Origin of the sequence: Streptomyces sp. NPDC093801 (genome assembly GCF_040701585.1) — a bacterium.
Taxonomy (GTDB): Bacteria; Actinomycetota; Actinomycetes; order Streptomycetales; family Streptomycetaceae; genus Streptomyces.
This window is the reverse complement of the sequence record NZ_JBFBDP010000015.1, coordinates 72,080-87,804: the sequence shown is the minus strand read 5'-3', so window position 1 is coordinate 87,804 and position 15,725 is coordinate 72,080. Positions and strand designations below refer to the sequence as shown.

Below are 15,725 nucleotides of genomic sequence, written 5' to 3'. Positions count from 1 at the left end.
GCGGCGGCCCGCGCCCGGCACGATGGGGGCATGACCCCGCGCAGCGAGACCGTCGACACCCCGGCCGGACAGGCCCGCGTCACCTGGCACACCGCCCCCGCGGCCCGGGCCGTACTGGCCCTCGGCCACGGCGCTGGCGGCGGCATCGAGGCCCGCGACCTCCAGGCCCTGGCCGCCGACCTGCCCGCGCGGGGTTTCACCGTCGCCCTGGTCGAGCAGCCCTGGCGGGTCGCGGGCAGGAAGGTCGCGGCCGCCCCCAAGGTGCTCGACGAGGGCTGGCGGGGCCTGTGGCCCGCCCTGACCCGGCCCGGGCTGCCCGTCGTGGCCGGCGGGCGCAGCGCCGGGGCCCGCGTGGCCTGCCGGACCGCCGCCGGGCTCGGCGCGGCCGGCGTGCTCGCCCTGGCCTTCCCCCTGCACCCGCCGGGCAAGCCCGAGAAGTCCCGGGCCGACGAGCTGCTGGAGGCCGGCCGGCCCACCCTGGTGCTCCAGGGCGGCCGGGACTCCTTCGGGCGCCCCGAGGAGTTCCCCGAGGGGGAGTACGAGCTGGTGGAGGTCCCCCACGGCGACCACGGCTTCGCGGTGCCCAAGAAGGCCGACCTGACGCAGGACGAGGCCCTCGCGGTGATCACCGCGGCGGTCGCCCCCTGGCTCGCCCGCACCCTCGGCTGACCCCGGCGGCACCGACCTGACAGATTCGCCGCCGGCCGGCGCGTGATCCCGCTCACCCGCCGCCCCGCCGGCCCCCCGGACGCGCCGAATCCCTTGCCCCGCCCGGGAATGCGCGGGCCGGGGCTCCTGTTGTGGGGAGTGTCGGTACGCAGGGAAAAGACGTCGGAGGAGAGGGAGCGCATGACCCAGGTCATCAGCCAGAACCGTCGGCAGGCCGCTGACCTGGACTGGACCGTCCTGCCCGCGCCCAAGCGCCGCTCGGTTCAGGCGGCGGAAGGCCGGGATGGTCGACTATTCTCCGATTCGAGCGGGTCCGCTTTCGGAGCCGCCACGCTGTCGGAGGAGGTGGGTCCTGTCGCTGGGACCGACGAAGGCCAGGCGCAGGAGACGACCGCTGAGCGCAACGCGCGGTTCGAGCGGGACGCCCTCGGCTACCTCGACCAGATGTACTCCGCCGCACTGCGCATGACGCGCAACCCGGCCGACGCCGAGGACCTGGTCCAGGAGACGTACGCGAAGGCCTACGCGTCCTTCCACCAGTTCCGCGAGGGCACCAACCTCAAGGCGTGGCTGTACCGCATTCTGACCAACACCTTCATCAACTCCTACCGCAAGAAGCAGCGCGAGCCGCAGCGCAGCGCCGCGGAGGAGATCGAGGACTGGCAGCTGGCGCGCGCCGAGTCGCACATGTCGACCGGACTGCGTTCGGCCGAATCGCAGGCGCTCGACCACCTGCCGGATTCCGACGTGAAGGAGGCTCTCCAGGCCATTCCCGAGGAGTTCCGCATCGCGGTCTATCTTGCCGACGTAGAGGGCTTTGCGTACAAGGAGATCGCGGACATCATGGGTACACCCATCGGTACGGTCATGTCCCGGCTGCACCGTGGCCGCCGTCAACTCCGCGGAATGCTGGAGGACTACGCCCGCGAGCGCGGGCTGGTCCCCGCGGGCGCGGGAGAGTCGAACGACCTGAAAGGCTCGGGGTCATGAGCTGCGGAGAGCCGCACGAGACGGAGTGCGCCGAGGTCCTGGACCACCTTTACGAGTTCCTGGACCACGAGATGCCCGACAGCGACTGCACGAAGTTCGAGACGCACTTCGGCGAATGCAATCCCTGTCTGGAGAAGTACGGCCTGGAACAGGCCGTGAAGAAGCTGGTCAAGCGCTGCTGCGGTTCGGACGACGTACCGACCGATCTGCGGTCCAAGGTCATGGGACGGATCGAGCTGATCCGCTCGGGCCAGGCCGTTCCCGACCACGACGTGACGGCGGGGCCCACGGGCGGCTGATCCGCCGCCCGTTCCCGCCGGAGCCCCTCCACCCGAACGGCCGACAACGCCTCCGGAAGCACCCTTCATTCACTCGAAGGTGCTAATCCGGAGGCGCCCGTACGGGGCAATGTGAAAATGTCCCCCGCTTCGCACGGGGGTCGACTTATTCTCCCCTCGCGGTACCCCTTTCCGATGCGGTACCCGGATCGCCGGCCCCAGGGGGAGGAGAGCGCCATGCGGGTCCTTCCGCCGGCGGTGCGCGCCTGCGTCCTGGGCGTCGTGCTCGCCGCCGCCGCGTGCGCCGCCCCCGCCCTGCTCCCCGGATCCGCCGTGTCCTGGCCGGCCGTGGGGCTGCTGGCCGCCCTCTGCCTCGGCTGCGAGGCCGCCCGGGTCCTGCCCTTCCGCGGGCGCGGGATGCCCGAGGGGATCGGCCCCTTCTTCCCCGTGGTCCTGGCCGCGGTCTTCCTGCTGCCGCCCGCCGCCGCCGCCCTCGTGGCCCTGCCCGGGGGACTCGCCCAGCCCGCCGCCGGGCGGCCCGTCGCCGTGCGCCGGGTCTGGCACGCCGCCCAGCAGGCCGTCGCCGCCTGGACGGCCGGACGGGCCTACGGGCTCCTCGGCGGCCGGGAGGCGCTCGCCGGGCCGGCCGCCCTGCCGTACGCCCTGCTCCCCGCGGCCGTCGCCGCCGTCGTCTTCGGCCTGGTCCTCACCGTCCTCGACACGGCCGTCGTGGCCGCCGCCGGAGGCCGCCCCGCCGCCACCGCCCGGCGCGGAGCGCCCGCCCTCCCGCGGACGGCCGCCCGGCGGGCGCCGGCCCTCGCCCCGTACTGCCTGCACGGCCTGGTCGGCCTGATGGCGGCCGTGATGTGGCACAGCCCCTACGGCCCCCCGGCCGCCCTTCCGGTCCTGCTGCCGATGTACGTCTCCTGCTGGGTCTTCGCCCAGTACCAGCGCGAGCACACCGCGCACCAGGCCACCGTCCGCGCCCTCGTCCAGGCCGTCGACATCAAGGACCGCTACACGCGCGGGCACAGCGAGCGCGTGGGCCAGGCCTCCGCGATGATCGCCCGCGAACTGGGCATGGCCGACGACGTCCGCGAGGTCGTCCGCATCGCCGGGATCCTCCACGACGTCGGCAAGCTGGGCGTGCCGACGCGGCTGCTGCGCAAGGACGGCCCGCTGACGCCCGAGGAGCGCCGCGTCATCGAACTGCACCCCGAGTACGGGCACGAGATGGTCCGCGGCATCGGCTTCCTCGGCGAGGCCCGCTCGGCGATCCTGCACCACCACGAGCGGATCGACGGCTCCGGCTACCCGTACGGGCTGCGCGGGGAGCAGATCCCGGTGCCGGCCCGGGTGGTGGCCGTGGCCGACTCCTTCGACGCGATGACCTCCACCCGCTCGTACAGCCGGGCCCGGCCCGTGGAGACCGCCCTGGCGGAGCTCGAACGCTGCGCGGGCTCCCAGTTCGACCCCGTCATGGTGCGGGCCCTCACGGCCGCCGTCGGCCGGCACGGCTGGCACCCGGTGGTCACCTCCGACGGGGCCCCCCGGGCGGTACCGGCCGGCCCCGCAGCCCCGGCCGCCCCGGGGGAGGTCCTGCCCGGGATGCCGGCCCAGGGCCGCGACGCCGCCCAGACCGGGCCCTCCGGCCCGGGCAGGGCAGGCCCGTGAGGGCGTTCGCCGGATGGGCCGTACGGGGGGCCGCCGCCGCGCTCACCGCCGCAGCGCTGGGGCACACCCTGTGGAACGGGGTCGCCGAAACCGCCGCCGCCCTCGCCTTCGCCGCCCTGGTCACCGTCGGCGAACTCGCCCGCCGCCACCGGAGCGCCGAGGACCGCCGCCCCGCACCCCTCGGCTCCGCCGCGGCCCTCGCCTACGCCCTGCTCGGGCACGACGCCGGACACCCCACCCACCACGGCGCGTTCCAGGTCGTCGCCGTCGTCGTCGCGGCCGCCCTGGCCGGGACCGTCCCGCACATCGCCCGCGGCCACGGCCCCGCCCTGGACCACGTGGCGCGCCGGGTCCTGACCGTCGCCTTCGCCGCCGCCTGCTTCCAGCCCCTCCACGGCTCCGGCCCCCTCGCCCACCGGATCGGCCAGGGCCCCGGCCTCGTCCTGTTCCTGCTGCTCCTGCTCGGCCTCACCGCCCTGTGCGACGCCGTCCTCGCCGCCGCGCTGGCCGGAGCCCGCACCGGGTGGCCGTACGGGCCGCTGCTGCGCGACGAGCTGCGCGCCCAGCTCGGCACCGGCCCGGCCGTCTGCGCCACCGGGGTCGTGATGGCGCTCGGCGTGGCCGTGGCGGGCCTGTGGGCCCTGCCCGTCCTCAGCGTGCCGCTGCTGCTGACCCAGCTGTCCTTCCACCGGATCGACGCCGTCCGCACCACCTACCGCCAGACCATCACCTCCCTGGCCCGGGCCACCGAGATCGCCGGCTGCACCGCCCCCGGCCACGCCCGCCGCGTCGCCTCCCTCAGCTGCGCCGTCGGCCGCGAGCTCGGGCTCTCCGAACGGGAGCTCACGGTGCTGGAGTACGCGGCCCTGATGCACGACATCGGCCAGCTCTCGCTCGTCGACCCCGTCCCCGGCGGGGCCACCGCCGAGCTGCCCCCGGACGAGGCCCGCCGGATCGCCGGGCTCGGCGGCGAGGTGGCCCGGCAGACCGGGGTTCCGGCGGAGGTCGCGGTCATCGTGGAGCGCCAGGCGGACCCGTACCGGCAGCAGCCCGTCGCCGCACGGATCGTGCGCGCGGTGAACGCGTACGACGACCTGGCCGGAACCGCCCGTCACCCGATCGGCTCACTGGCCGCCCTGGAACGGCTTCGCCTGGGGACGGGGCACGACTACCAGCCCGAGGTCGTGGAGTCCCTGGCGAGGGTTCTGGCCAGGGGCGGACGCGGCAGAGTCGTTCCCGTCCCGCCGGGGTAACCCATGGGTAATGAGCGGTCGTCCGAGCGGGCATGGTTGGATGCAGTAAGGGGTGTCCGTGAGGGTGTCCGCAGGGCTGAACCGTTGGAGCGGCAGGCGGGAATCGTGAGGATCTTCGGGAAGGTACGGCATCGGCCCTCCGCCTCGTGGCGGCAGGCCACCGACCGCGCGTTCACGCTGATCGGCGACGGTCGGTACGAGGACGCGGGTGCGCTGCTGACCAGGGCGGCGGACCTGGAGCCCTGGCTGTCCGAGTCCTGGTTCAACCTGGCCCTCCTCCACAAGTTCCGGCACGACTGGGAGCAGGCGCGGGCCGCCGGCCTGCGCGCCGTCGCCCTGCTGGACCGCGAGGCCGGCGCCCCGGACTGGTGGAACGTCGGCATCGCCGCGACCGCGCTCCAGGACTGGCCGCTGGCCCGCCGGGCCTGGCAGGCGTACGGGCTGAAGGTGCCCGGCGACCCGCACAGCACGGCCGGGGCGGGCGAACCGGTGGGCATGGAGCTCGGCAGCGCGGCCGTACGGCTGTCGCCCGAGGGCGAGGCCGAGGTCGTATGGGGCCGCAGGCTCGATCCAGCCCGCATGGAGGTCCTGTCCATCCCGCTGCCCTCCTCGGGCCGGCGCTGGGGCGAGGTCGTCCTGCACGACGGGGTCCCGCACGGCGAGCGGGTCACCGCGGCCGGGCCCTCGTACCCCGTCTTCGACGAGATCGAGCTGTGGGCGCCCTCCCCGGTGCCGACCTGGGTGGTGCTCCTGGAGGCGGCCACCGAGGCCGACCGCGACGCCCTGGAGCAGCTGGCCTCGGACGCGGGCTTCGCCGCCGAGGACTGGTCCTCGTCGGTGCGGCTCCTGTGCCGGACCTGTTCCGAGAGCTCGATGCCCAGCGGCGAGGGCGTCGGCGACCACCTCGACCCGCACGACCACAGCGAACCCGGCCACCCCGGCCCGCTGGGCCACCGCACGGCCGGTTCCGGCTCGTTGTGGGTGCCCGAGCGCGAGTGCGGCATCGCGGCCCCGGCCGGCCTGGTGCGCGGACTGCTCGACGGCTGGGTCGCGGACAGCCCCGACAGCAGGGAGTGGCGGGATCTCGAAGAAGTCTGCTGACCCCGGGCCGTAGGCTGTACGGGCACACCACGGACTTGAGGGAAGGCGTACGGCGGACATGGCGCAGCAGGAGAACCAGGTGACCCCGATCGACGACGAGGGCTGGGTCGTGGACACCGAGGACTGTGAGGCGCGTGAGCTCGCCCACCGCGAGCGCGGTACGTCCCGCCCGATCACGGTCGTCGGCAACCCGGTCCTGCACCGCGAGTGCAAGGACGTCACCGAGTTCGGCGACGAGCTGGCGCAGCTGATCGACGACATGTTCGCCAGCCAGAAGACCGCCGAGGGCGTCGGCCTGGCCGCCAACCAGATCGGCGTGGACGCCAAGGTCTTCGTCTACGACTGCCCGGACGACGACGGCGTCCGCCACACCGGCGTCGTGGTCAACCCCAGGCTCGTCGAGCTCCCGGCCGGCTCCCGCGTCCTGGACGACTCCAACGAGGGCTGCCTCTCGGTCCCCACCGCCTACGCCTCCCTGGCCCGCCCGGACTACGCCGAGGTCACCGGCCAAGACGCCCAGGGCAACCCGATCAAGGTCCGCGGCACCGGCTACTTCGCCCGGTGCCTCCAGCACGAGACCGACCACCTGTACGGCTACCTGTACATCGACCGCCTCTCGAAGCGCGACCGCAAGGACGCGCTGCGCCAGATGGCGGAGAACACCCCGCGCTACCCCGTCGTCGCCAACGACTGACCCGGCAGCGCCCCGCAGCCGCACGAAGGCCCCGCTCCGGAACGCTCCGGAGCGGGGCCTTCGCCTGTGGGGGGTTCCTCCGCGTGGGTCGCGCGGAACGGCGTACCCGGATCACACCACCGCATGCGGGCGGCGGCCAGACACCCGCGCCCTGAATGTCAAGTCATGGGCGATTACCGGCCGTTGCCGCCCCTCAGGCGACCGCGCGCGGCCCGCGGAACGCGCGCCGGAAGGCGTTCGGGGTGGTGCCCAGGGTCCGCAGGAAGTGGTGGCGCAGGGCCGCCGCGTTGCCGAAACCGCTACGGCCCGCGACGGCGTCGACCGTGTCGTCGGTGGACTCCAGCAACTCCTGCGCCAACAGCACCCGCTGGCGCAGGACCCACTGGTACGGGGTGGTCCCCGTCTCCTGGAGGAAGCGGCGGGCGAAGGTGCGCGGCGACATGTGGGCCCGCTCCGCCAGCTGCTCGACGGTGATCTCCTCGTCCAGGTGCCGCGCCATCCAGCCGATCACCTCGCCGACCGCGTCGCAGCCGGTGCGCGGCAGCGGCCGCCGGATGAACTGGGCCTGGCCGCCGTCCCGGTGGGGCGGTACGACCATCCGCCGGGCGATGGTGTTGGCCACCTCGGCGCCGTGCGCCTGGCGGACCACGTGCAGGCAGGCGTCGATGCCCGAGGCCGTCCCGGCGGCGGTGACCACCGGCCCCTCGTCGACGTAGAGCACGTCCGGGTCGACCCGGGCGGCCGGATGGCGACGGACCAGCGCGGGGGCGTGCATCCAGTGGGTGGTGCAGCGCCGCCCGTCCAGCAGCCCGGCCGCACCGAGCACGAAGGCCCCGCTGCACACGCTGAGCACCCGCGCCCCGCGGTCCACGGCCCGGCGCAGGGCGTCGAGGAAGGGCTCGGGATAGTCCCGCACCGGCGCGGCGCGGTCGGCGGGCAGACAGATCAGATCGGCCTCCTCCAACCGCTCCAGCCCGTGCACCGGCGCGATCGCGAAGCCGACGTCCGCCATGGTCAGCGGCCCTTCCTCGGCCGCGCACACCGCGAAGTCGTACATCCGCCGTCCCGGCGATCTTGGAGTCATGAACACGTTCCTCGACCACCTCACCGTCCTCGCCGTCGTCGCCCTCCTCCTGGCCCCCTCCCTCTACGGCGCCCTCCACGACCGGCACGTCGACCGCCGGCTCAGGGCCGCGGCCCGGGAACGCCCGGGGGCGGACACCGGCCCCGGACATGCCGAACGCGAGGAGCCGGGACGCGCTCGTACGACGCGTCCCGGCATCCTCGCGCGGGGGTAGACCGTGGGGACTAGAAGTCCTCGTCCAGGTCGACGGTGCCCTCGACGGCCACCTGGTAGGCCGACGGGCGGCGCTCGAAGAAGTTCGTCAGCTCCTGGACGCCCTGGAGCTCCATGAACGAGAACGGGTTCTGCGAGCCGTACACCGGCGGGAAGCCGAGGCGGACCAGGCGCTGGTCGGCGACGCACTCCAGGTACTCGCGCATCGAGTCGGTGTTCATGCCCGGCAGGCCGTCACCGCACAGGTCGCGGCCGAACTGGAGCTCCGCCTCCACGGCCTCCTTCAGCATGTCGGTGACCTGCTGCTGGAGTTCGGCGTCGAAGAGCTCCGGCTCCTCCTTGCGGACGGTGTCGATGACCTCGAACGCGAAGCTCATGTGGGCGCTCTCGTCGCGGAAGACCCAGTTGGTGCCCGTCGCCAGGCCGTGCAGCAGGCCGCGCGAGCGGAACCAGTACACGTACGCGAAGGCGCCGTAGAAGAACAGGCCCTCGATGCAGGCGGCGAAGCAGATCAGGTTCAGCAGGAAGCGGCGGCGGTCGGCGGCCGTCTCCAGCTGGTCGATCTTCTCGACCGAGTCCATCCACTTGAAGCAGAACTGCGCCTTCTCACGGATCGACGGGATGTTCTCCACGGCCGCGAAGGCGGCCGCGCGGTCGTCCGGGTCGGGCAGGTAGGTGTCGAGCAGCGTCAGGTAGAACTGGACGTGCACGGCCTCCTCGAACAGCTGGCGCGACAGGTACAGGCGCGCCTCCGGGGAGTTGATGTGCTTGTACAGCGTCAGGACCAGGTTGTTCGCCACGATCGAGTCGCCCGTCGCGAAGAACGCGACCAGGCGGCCGATCATGTGCTGCTCGGCCGGCGTCAGCTTCGCGAGGTCGGCGACGTCGGAGTGGAGGTCGACCTCCTCCACCGTCCAGGTGTTCTTGATCGCGTCCCGGTAGCGCTCGTAGAAGTCCGGGTAGCGCATCGGGCGGAGCGTGAGCTCGAAGCCCGGGTCGAGGAGGTTCTTCTTCTCGGTGGAGCTCATTACTGGCAGGCCTCGCAGGACTCGGGGTTCTCAAGGGAGCAGGCCAGCGCCTCGGCGTCGAGGGCCTGCGGCAGCTGGGTGGGGGTGGCGACGGCCGGGACGGCCGCGCCGGAGGCCGCGCGGGCGATCTTCGTCGCCGGGCGCGAGCGCAGGTAGTACGTGGTCTTCAGGCCCTGCTTCCAGGCGTACGCGTACATCGAGCTGAGCTTGCCGATGGTGGGCGTCTCCAGGAACAGGTTCAGCGACTGGCTCTGGTCCAGGTACGGCGTACGGGCCGCCGCCATGTCGATCAGGCCGCGCTGCGGGATCTCCCACGCCGTGCGGTACAGCTCGCGGACCTCCTCCGGGATCCAGCCGAAGCCCTGGACGGAGCCGGAGGAGTCGCGCAGCGCCTCGCGGGTCTGCGCGTCCCACACGCCCAGCTTCTTGAGGTCCTCGACGAGGTAGCCGTTGACCTGGAGGAACTCACCGCTGAGGGTCTCGCGCTTGAAGAGGTTGGAGACCTGCGGCTCGATGCACTCGTACACGCCGGCGATCGAGGCGATGGTCGCCGTCGGGGCGATCGCGAGGAGCAGCGAGTTGCGCATGCCGGACTTCGCGATCCGGGCGCGCAGGGCGTCCCAGCGCTCGGGCCAGTGGCGCTCGGTCTCGTAGTGGTCCGGGTGCAGGACGCCCTGGGCGGTGCGGGTCTCGGCCCAGGCCGGGAGCGGGCCGCTGCGCTCGGCGAGGTCGCACGAGGCCTCGTACGCGGCGAGCATGATGCGCTCGGAGATCTTCGTGGAGAGGGCCTTCGCCGCGGCGGAGTCGAAGGGCAGGCGCAGCTTGAAGAAGACGTCCTGGAGGCCCATCGCGCCCAGGCCCACCGGACGCCACTTGGCGTTGGAGCGGCCGGCCTGCTCGGTCGGGTAGAAGTTGATGTCGACGACGCGGTCGAGGAAGGTCACGGCGGTGCGGACGGTCTCGTCCAGGCGCTCCCAGTCCATCTCCCCGTCGACGACGAACGCGCCGAGGTTGACGGAGCCGAGGTTGCAGACGGCCGTCTCGCCGTCGTTGGTGACCTCGATGATCTCGGTGCAGAGGTTGGAGGAGTGGACCACGGTGCCGGGCAGCGCGGTCTGGTTCGCCGTCCGGTTGGAGGCGTCCTTGAAGGTCATCCAGCCCTGGCCGGTCTGGGCGAGGGTGCGCATCATGCGGCCGTAGAGGTCACGGGCCGGCATGGTCTTCTTGGCGAGCCCGGCGGCCTCGGCCTTGACGTAGGCGGCGTCGAACTCCTCGCCGTACAGGTCCACCAGCTCGGGGACGTCGGACGGGGAGAACAGCGACCACTCGGCGTCGGCGTTCACGCGGCGCATGAACTCGTCCGGGATCCAGTGGGCGAGGTTGAGGTTGTGCGTGCGGCGCTGGTCCTCGCCGGTGTTGTCGCGGAGCTCCAGGAACTCCTCGATGTCCGCGTGCCAGGTCTCCAGGTAGACGGCGGCGGCGCCCTTGCGGCGGCCGCCCTGGTTCACGGCGGCGACGGAGGCGTCGAGGGTCTTCAGGAACGGCACGATGCCGTTGGAGTGGCCGTTGGTGCCGCGGATCAGCGAGCCGCGGGCACGGATGCGGGAGTAGGAGAGGCCGATGCCGCCGGCGTGCTTCGAGAGGCGGGCGACCTGGTGGTAGCGGTCGTAGATGGAGTCCAGCTCGTCCAGGGGGGAGTCGAGGAGGTAGCAGGAGGACATCTGCGGGTGGCGCGTGCCGGAGTTGAACAGCGTCGGGGAGGACGGCAGGTAGTCGAGGCGGCTCATCAGCCGGTACAGCGAGGCGACTTCCTCGACCGCGCGGACGCTGTCGTCCTCGGCGAGGCCGCAGGCCACGCGCAGCATGAAGTACTGCGGGGTCTCGATCACCTGACGGGTCAGCGGGTGGCGCAGCAGGTAGCGGCTGTGCAGGGTGCGCAGGCCGAAGAAGCCGAAGCGGTCGTCCGCGCCCTCGGCGAGGGCGAGCTCGACGAGGGAGTCCAGGCGGGCGGCGTGGGCGGCGACGAACTCGGCGGTGCGGTCGGCGATCAGGCCCTCGCGGTGGCCGACGGCGACGGACTCGGCGAAGGAGGTGGCGCCCTGTCCGGCGGCCTCGTCGGCCACGGCCAGGGTCAGCAGGCGGGCGGCGAGGCGGGAGTAGGCCGGGTCCTCGGAGATCAGGCCGGCCGCGGCCTCGGTGGCGAGCCCGCGCAGCTCGGCCTCGTCGGCGGCGGCGCTGCGGCCGCGCAGGGCGGCGGCGGCGACCCGGCCGGGGTCGGTGTCGGGGAGGTCGGCCGTGAGCTCGGTGAGGGTGCGCAGCAGCGCGGCCCCGGGACCTTCGGCTTCGGGGTGGTCGGACTCGGCGCGCGGTGCGGCGGGCGCGATGGTCACGGGGGAGCTCTCCCTCACTCGGCCCGGTCATCGGCGGAGCGGGCGCGAGCGGGCGCACGCGGGCGCGCGCACGAGAGCGCTCACCACCGCGTGGCGTCCACCGGCCCAACCGCGAGGCCCGGACGAATCGACACCCCGGCTCGGTCGATCCGGGGGGCACTGCCGGCAGGTCTTCGGACTCGCGGATACACCGTTCGGCGTACGTCACACCGTTGCGGGACAGTTCCGGATTCCCACCGGATTCCCCTGCGGCGGCAGCAGCCATGAGCATACATGTGGGGGCGACCCGATGCGGTAGCCCCCACATGTTGTGTCGGGTGCATGCGGAGCGTGTCGTCACAGCTCCATTCGGTACGTGAGCAGGGTCAGTGCGGGGAGGGGCGACCAGTCCCGTTCCGGGGTGCGGACGAAGCCGATCCGTTCGTAGATCCGCTGGGCTCCACGCATGGCCGGCTGCGTGGACAGCACCAGTGCGGTGACCCCGTCCAGGGCCCGGGCGCGGTCGGCGCAGGCGCGGACGAGGGCCTCCCCGACGCCCTGTCCGCGCGCCTCGGCGGCGACCGCGAGCATGCGGAACTCGGCGTCGTGCGGGCCGGCGATGTCGGCGAGCCGGCTGCCGGGTGCGGCGAAGGTCACTCCGCCGAGCACCTGTCCGTCCCGCACGGCGACGAGCACGTCCCCGTCGCCGGCCCGGCCGGCGACGTCGCGGAGCACGTCCAGGTAGTGGTCGTCGTCGTCGAGGTCCAGCAGCCCGTCGCCGCCGTAGGCCTGCGCGGTGATCGCGCCGAGCCGCGCGTATTCGTCTTCTCTTGCCGTCCTGATCTCGAAGTCCATGCCTGCGAGTGTGCGCCACGGGCGCCGCGCCCGGCGCCGTCGCCGGAAGGGCCGGGTGCGCCGGGAAAAGCCGGGAAAAGGCGGGAAAAGGCGGAGGGCCCCGTCGTCCGGTGGGGGACGGCGGGGCCCTTCTCGTGGGTTCAGCAGCAGCGGAAGCCCTCGCGGGGGTCCGCTTCGCGGGCGTCGGTGCGGGCGCGTTCGAAGGCGCGGCGGGTCAGGACCTCGGCCTCGGGGTCGTGGGTGCGGGCGTGGGCGACGTAGCGGTCGTAGGCGGCCTCGCCGGAGAACTCCCGGACGTAGTACCGCGCCTTCGCCAGCGCCCCGCGGACCGCGCCGCTCATGCGACCGGGTCCTTCACGCGGCCGCCGCCCCCGTCGAGGCCGGCCGCCGCGAGTTCGGTCTTCTCCTCGGCCGTCGCGATCAGCCCGGCCGGAGCGATGATCTTCGACTCGGTCCACGGCACCTCGGAGAGGCGGACGGAGCCCGGGTCGGAGACGGCCTTGACGCAGGTGCGGGCCGCGTCCAGCAGGACGATGACGATCAGGACGGCGAAGAGGGCCGAGAGGACCCCGTCGACCGTGGCGTTGGTGACCACGGTGTGCATCTCGTCCATGGTCTTGGCGGGCGGCAGCACCTTCCCGGCGTCGATGCCGGTCTGGTACTTGTCGCGCTGCGCGAAGAAGCCGATCTTCACGTCCTCCGAGAAGACCTTCTGGTAGCTCGCCGTCAGGGTGACGGCCACGTCCCACGCGAGCGGAACGCCCGTGACCCAGGCCCACTTGAGCCGGCCCGACTTGACGAGCAGCGTGGTGCACACGGCCAGCGCGACCGCGGCGAGCAGCTGGTTCGCGATGCCGAACAGCGGGAAGAGCTGGTTGATGCCGCCCAGCGGGTCCTTGACGCCGACCCACAGGAAGTAGCCCCAGCCGCCGACGACGACCACGCTGGCCAGCCAGACACCCGGCTTCCAGCTCACGTCCTTGAAGGACTTGTGCACGTTGCCCAGGGTGTCCTGGAGCATGAAGCGGCCCACGCGGGTGCCCGCGTCCACCGTCGTCAGGATGAACAGGGCCTCGAACATGATGGCGAAGTGGTACCAGAACGCCTTCATCCCGGCCCCGCCGACCACGGCGGAGAAGATCTCCGACATTCCGAGCGCGAACGTCGGCGCGCCGCCCGTCCGGGAGAGCAGGGTGGTCTCCTCCACGTCCTTGGCGGCCTGCGCGAGGGCGTCGGGGGAGATGGCGAAGCCGAAGTGGCCGACCGCCGCCGAGGCGCTCTGGACGGTGGTGCCGATGACCCCGGCGGGGGAGTTGACGCCGAAGAACAGGCCGGGCTCGATGATGCACGCGGCGATCACGGCCATCACGGCGACGAAGGACTCGGTGAGCATCGCGCCGTAGCCGATGATCCGGATCTGGGTCTCCTTCTGGATCATCTTCGGGGTGGTGCCCGAGGCGACCAGGGAGTGGAAGCCGGACAGGGCGCCGCAGGCGATGGTGATGAAGACGAAGGGGAACATCGAGCCGGCGAAGACCGGGCCGTCGCCGCGCGTGGCGAAGTCGGTCACCGCCGGCATCTTCAGCGTCGGCATCGCGACGACCACGCCGACCGCCATCAGCGCGATCGTGCCGACCTTCATGAAGGTGGACAGGTAGTCGCGCGGGGCGAGCAGCAGCCACACCGGGAGGACCGAGGCGAAGAAGCCGTACCCGATCATCCAGAGGACCAGGGTCTCCTTGTCCAGGGTGAAGAAGTCCGCCCAGGAGGACTCGGCGACCCAGCCGCCCGCCACGATCGCGAGGAGCAGCAGCGCGACGCCGACGACGGAGACCTCGGTGACCCGGCCCGGCCGCAGGTAGCGCAGGTAGACGCCCATGAAGAGGGCGATCGGGATGGTCATGCCGATGGAGAAGACGCCCCAGGGGGAGTGCCCCAGCGCGTTGACGATGACCAGGCCGAGCACCGCCAGCAGGATGATCATGATGGTGAACACGGCGAGCAGCGCGGCGGCGCCGCCGACGGGGCCGATCTCGTCCCGGGCCATCTGGCCGAGCGAGCGGCCGTCGCGCCGGGTGGAGAAGAACAGCGTCACCATGTCCTGGACGGCGCCTGCGAAGATGACGCCCGCGACGATCCAGATGGTGCCCGGCAGGTAGCCCATCTGGGCGGCGAGCACCGGGCCGACGAGCGGGCCGGCGCCGGCGACGGCGGCGAAGTGGTGGCCGAAGAGCACGCGCCGGTCGGTGGGGTGGAAGTCGACGCCGTTGTCGAGGCGTTCGGCGGGGGTGGCCCGGGTCTTGTCCAGCTTCAGCACGCGGTTCGCGATGAACCGCGCGTAGAAGCGGTAGCCGATGGCGTACGAGCCCAGCGCGGCGGCGAGCAGCCAGGCGGCCGAGATCTCCTCACCGCGCGAGAGCGCCAGCACGCCCCAGCCGACGGCCCCCACGAGGGCCACGGCCGCCCATACGGCGATCGACCGCGGGGTGGCTCTCGCCGTCGGCGTCCGCTGTGTCCCTGTTGCTCCCGGTTCCGGCATGATCCTCGTCCCCTCGTTGATCATCTGCGTAAGCGCACGGAATCTACGGGGGGTTACCGGTGGACGTAAGCCCCCGTCCGCATAGCGGTACGAGCGTCCACCGGGGTTCGAAGGAGAGTCAACAGGTGATCACACGGCAGGTCGCTGGAGACGGGCAACGAACTTGTAACGGTCGCCGCGATACACCGATCGCACCCATTCGACCGGTTCGCCGTCGGCGTCCAGCGAGTGCCGCGAGAGCATCAGCATCGGCAGGCCCACGTCGGTGCCGAGCAGCCCGGCTTCGCGCGGGGTGGCGAGGGAGGTCTCGATGGTCTCCTCGGCCTCCGCGAGCCGGACGTCGTACACCTCGGCCAGGGCGGTGTAGAGGGAGGTGTACTTGGCCAGCGAGCGGCGCAGCGCGGGGAAGCGCTTGGCCGACAGGTGCGTGGTCTCGATGGCCATCGGCTCGCCGCTGGCCAGGCGCAGCCGCTCGATGCGCAGCACCCGCCCGCCGGTGGCGATCTTGAGCAGTCCGGCGAGGGTGTCGTCGGCGGTCACGTAGCCGATGTCCAGGAGCTGGGAGGTCGGCTCCAGGCCCTGCGCGCGCATGTCCTCGGTGTAGGAGGAGAGTTGCAGCGGCTGGGAGACCTTGGGCTTGGCGACGAAGGTGCCCTTGCCCTGGATGCGCTCCAGCCGGCCCTCGACCACCAGCTCCTGGAGGGCCTGCCGGACCGTGGTCCGGGAGGTGTCGAACTCGGCGGCGAGCGTCCGCTCCGGCGGCACCGGGGTGCCGGGGGGCAGGGTTTCGGTCATGTCGAGCAAGTGCCGCTTGAGTCGGTAGTACTTGGGCACACGCGCCGTTCGAGTGGCTGGCCCGCCCTCCGGCTCCGTGGTCGCCCCTTCGGTGGACATCGCCGCCCGCCTTCCCGACTCCAGTTTCGCTGCCGTCACCGGCTCCTCCGATATGTGCGGTCACATGGTGACACGGGCGGGAGG

At 72.6% G+C, this 15,725-nt stretch carries 15 protein-coding genes and 1 riboswitch; of the genes, 8 read left to right on the top strand and 7 right to left on the bottom strand.

Features of this window, described 5'->3' with window-relative positions:
- The first annotated feature begins 30 nt into the window (after window positions 1–30).
- From AB0469_RS19040 to def, 7 genes are all read left to right on the top strand, one after another.
- Complete coding sequence (locus AB0469_RS19040) at window positions 31–669, top strand: alpha/beta family hydrolase (protein WP_366452567.1); 639 nt, start codon at window positions 31–33, stop codon at window positions 667–669.
- Window positions 670–1,014: 345 nt separating this feature from the next.
- The gene (locus tag AB0469_RS19035; protein WP_007266438.1) at window positions 1,015–1,659 is read left to right on the top strand and encodes a sigma-70 family RNA polymerase sigma factor; all 645 of its coding nucleotides are present in this window, start codon (window positions 1,015–1,017) and stop codon (window positions 1,657–1,659) included.
- On the top strand, window positions 1,656–1,958 hold the full coding sequence (gene rsrA, locus AB0469_RS19030; protein WP_042811900.1) for a mycothiol system anti-sigma-R factor: 303 nt from the start codon (window positions 1,656–1,658) through the stop codon (window positions 1,956–1,958). The genes AB0469_RS19035 and rsrA overlap by 4 nt, the downstream gene beginning before the upstream one ends.
- A gap of 216 nt (window positions 1,959–2,174) precedes the next feature.
- Entirely contained in the window at window positions 2,175–3,611 is a 1,437-nt protein-coding gene (locus tag AB0469_RS19025) for an HD-GYP domain-containing protein (RefSeq protein ID WP_366452566.1), read from the top strand.
- Window positions 3,608–4,864 carry an HD domain-containing protein gene (locus AB0469_RS19020; RefSeq protein ID WP_366452565.1) on the top strand — a complete coding sequence of 419 codons (1,257 nt, stop codon included), beginning with the start codon at window positions 3,608–3,610 and terminating at the stop codon, window positions 4,862–4,864. The genes AB0469_RS19025 and AB0469_RS19020 overlap by 4 nt, the downstream gene beginning before the upstream one ends.
- Before the next feature lie 105 nt (window positions 4,865–4,969).
- A complete protein-coding gene (locus AB0469_RS19015) occupies window positions 4,970–5,965 on the top strand; it encodes a hypothetical protein (RefSeq protein WP_366452564.1) in 996 nt (331 codons plus the stop codon).
- Window positions 5,966–6,023: 58 nt separating this feature from the next.
- Window positions 6,024–6,659, top strand: a complete 636-nt coding sequence (gene def / locus AB0469_RS19010; RefSeq protein ID WP_366452563.1) for a peptide deformylase — start codon at window positions 6,024–6,026, stop codon at window positions 6,657–6,659.
- A gap of 193 nt (window positions 6,660–6,852) precedes the next feature.
- Here the strand turns inward: def and AB0469_RS19005 are convergent, their stop codons facing one another.
- Window positions 6,853–7,767: a helix-turn-helix domain-containing protein gene (locus AB0469_RS19005; RefSeq protein ID WP_366452562.1), complete on the bottom strand. Its 915-nt coding sequence runs from the start codon at window positions 7,765–7,767 to the stop codon at window positions 6,853–6,855.
- Between AB0469_RS19005 and AB0469_RS19000 the strand changes: the two genes are divergently transcribed.
- On the top strand, window positions 7,742–7,957 hold the full coding sequence (locus AB0469_RS19000) for a hypothetical protein (RefSeq protein ID WP_366452561.1): 216 nt from the start codon (window positions 7,742–7,744) through the stop codon (window positions 7,955–7,957). The genes AB0469_RS19005 and AB0469_RS19000 overlap by 26 nt on opposite strands.
- A gap of 10 nt (window positions 7,958–7,967) precedes the next feature.
- On the opposite strand, the gene AB0469_RS18995 is transcribed toward AB0469_RS19000, so the two are convergent.
- The 6 genes from AB0469_RS18995 to AB0469_RS18970 form a co-directional block, all read right to left on the bottom strand.
- The gene (locus AB0469_RS18995) at window positions 7,968–8,984 is read right to left on the bottom strand and encodes a ribonucleotide-diphosphate reductase subunit beta (protein ID WP_366452560.1); all 1,017 of its coding nucleotides are present in this window, start codon (window positions 8,982–8,984) and stop codon (window positions 7,968–7,970) included.
- Window positions 8,984–11,374: a ribonucleoside-diphosphate reductase subunit alpha gene (locus AB0469_RS18990; RefSeq protein WP_366452559.1), complete on the bottom strand. Its 2,391-nt coding sequence runs from the start codon at window positions 11,372–11,374 to the stop codon at window positions 8,984–8,986. The genes AB0469_RS18995 and AB0469_RS18990 overlap by 1 nt, the downstream gene beginning before the upstream one ends.
- 146 nt (window positions 11,375–11,520) lie before the next feature.
- A riboswitch (cobalamin riboswitch) is annotated at window positions 11,521–11,655 on the bottom strand.
- Window positions 11,656–11,710: 55 nt separating this feature from the next.
- On the bottom strand, window positions 11,711–12,208 hold the full coding sequence (locus tag AB0469_RS18985) for a GNAT family N-acetyltransferase (protein WP_366452558.1): 498 nt from the start codon (window positions 12,206–12,208) through the stop codon (window positions 11,711–11,713).
- Between the two features lie 140 nt (window positions 12,209–12,348).
- Entirely contained in the window at window positions 12,349–12,549 is a 201-nt protein-coding gene (locus AB0469_RS18980; protein ID WP_366452557.1) for a YbdD/YjiX family protein, read from the bottom strand.
- Window positions 12,546–14,747 (bottom strand): carbon starvation CstA family protein, encoded by a 2,202-nt coding sequence (locus AB0469_RS18975; RefSeq protein WP_366452660.1) that lies wholly within the window; start codon window positions 14,745–14,747, stop codon window positions 12,546–12,548. Before AB0469_RS18975 ends, AB0469_RS18980 begins: the two co-directional genes overlap by 4 nt.
- A 129-nt stretch (window positions 14,748–14,876) precedes the next feature.
- Window positions 14,877–15,641 carry a GntR family transcriptional regulator gene (locus tag AB0469_RS18970; RefSeq protein ID WP_045945891.1) on the bottom strand — a complete coding sequence of 255 codons (765 nt, stop codon included), beginning with the start codon at window positions 15,639–15,641 and terminating at the stop codon, window positions 14,877–14,879.
- Window positions 15,642–15,725 lie beyond the last annotated feature (84 nt).

Coding starts and splice junctions, on each gene's coding strand:
- AB0469_RS19040 (WP_366452567.1), top strand. CDS start 31: ATGACCCCGCGCAGCGAGACCGTCGACACCCCGGCCGGACAGGCCCGC.
- rsrA (WP_042811900.1), top strand. CDS start 1,656: ATGAGCTGCGGAGAGCCGCACGAGACGGAGTGCGCCGAGGTCCTGGAC.
- AB0469_RS19025 (WP_366452566.1), top strand. CDS start 2,175: ATGCGGGTCCTTCCGCCGGCGGTGCGCGCCTGCGTCCTGGGCGTCGTG.
- def (WP_366452563.1), top strand. CDS start 6,024: ATGGCGCAGCAGGAGAACCAGGTGACCCCGATCGACGACGAGGGCTGG.
- AB0469_RS19000 (WP_366452561.1), top strand. CDS start 7,742: ATGAACACGTTCCTCGACCACCTCACCGTCCTCGCCGTCGTCGCCCTC.
- AB0469_RS18995 (WP_366452560.1), bottom strand. CDS start 8,984: ATGAGCTCCACCGAGAAGAAGAACCTCCTCGACCCGGGCTTCGAGCTC.
- AB0469_RS18985 (WP_366452558.1), bottom strand. CDS start 12,208: ATGGACTTCGAGATCAGGACGGCAAGAGAAGACGAATACGCGCGGCTC.
- AB0469_RS18980 (WP_366452557.1), bottom strand. CDS start 12,549: ATGAGCGGCGCGGTCCGCGGGGCGCTGGCGAAGGCGCGGTACTACGTC.
- AB0469_RS18975 (WP_366452660.1), bottom strand. CDS start 14,747: ATGCCGGAACCGGGAGCAACAGGGACACAGCGGACGCCGACGGCGAGA.
- AB0469_RS18970 (WP_045945891.1), bottom strand. CDS start 15,641: ATGTCCACCGAAGGGGCGACCACGGAGCCGGAGGGCGGGCCAGCCACT.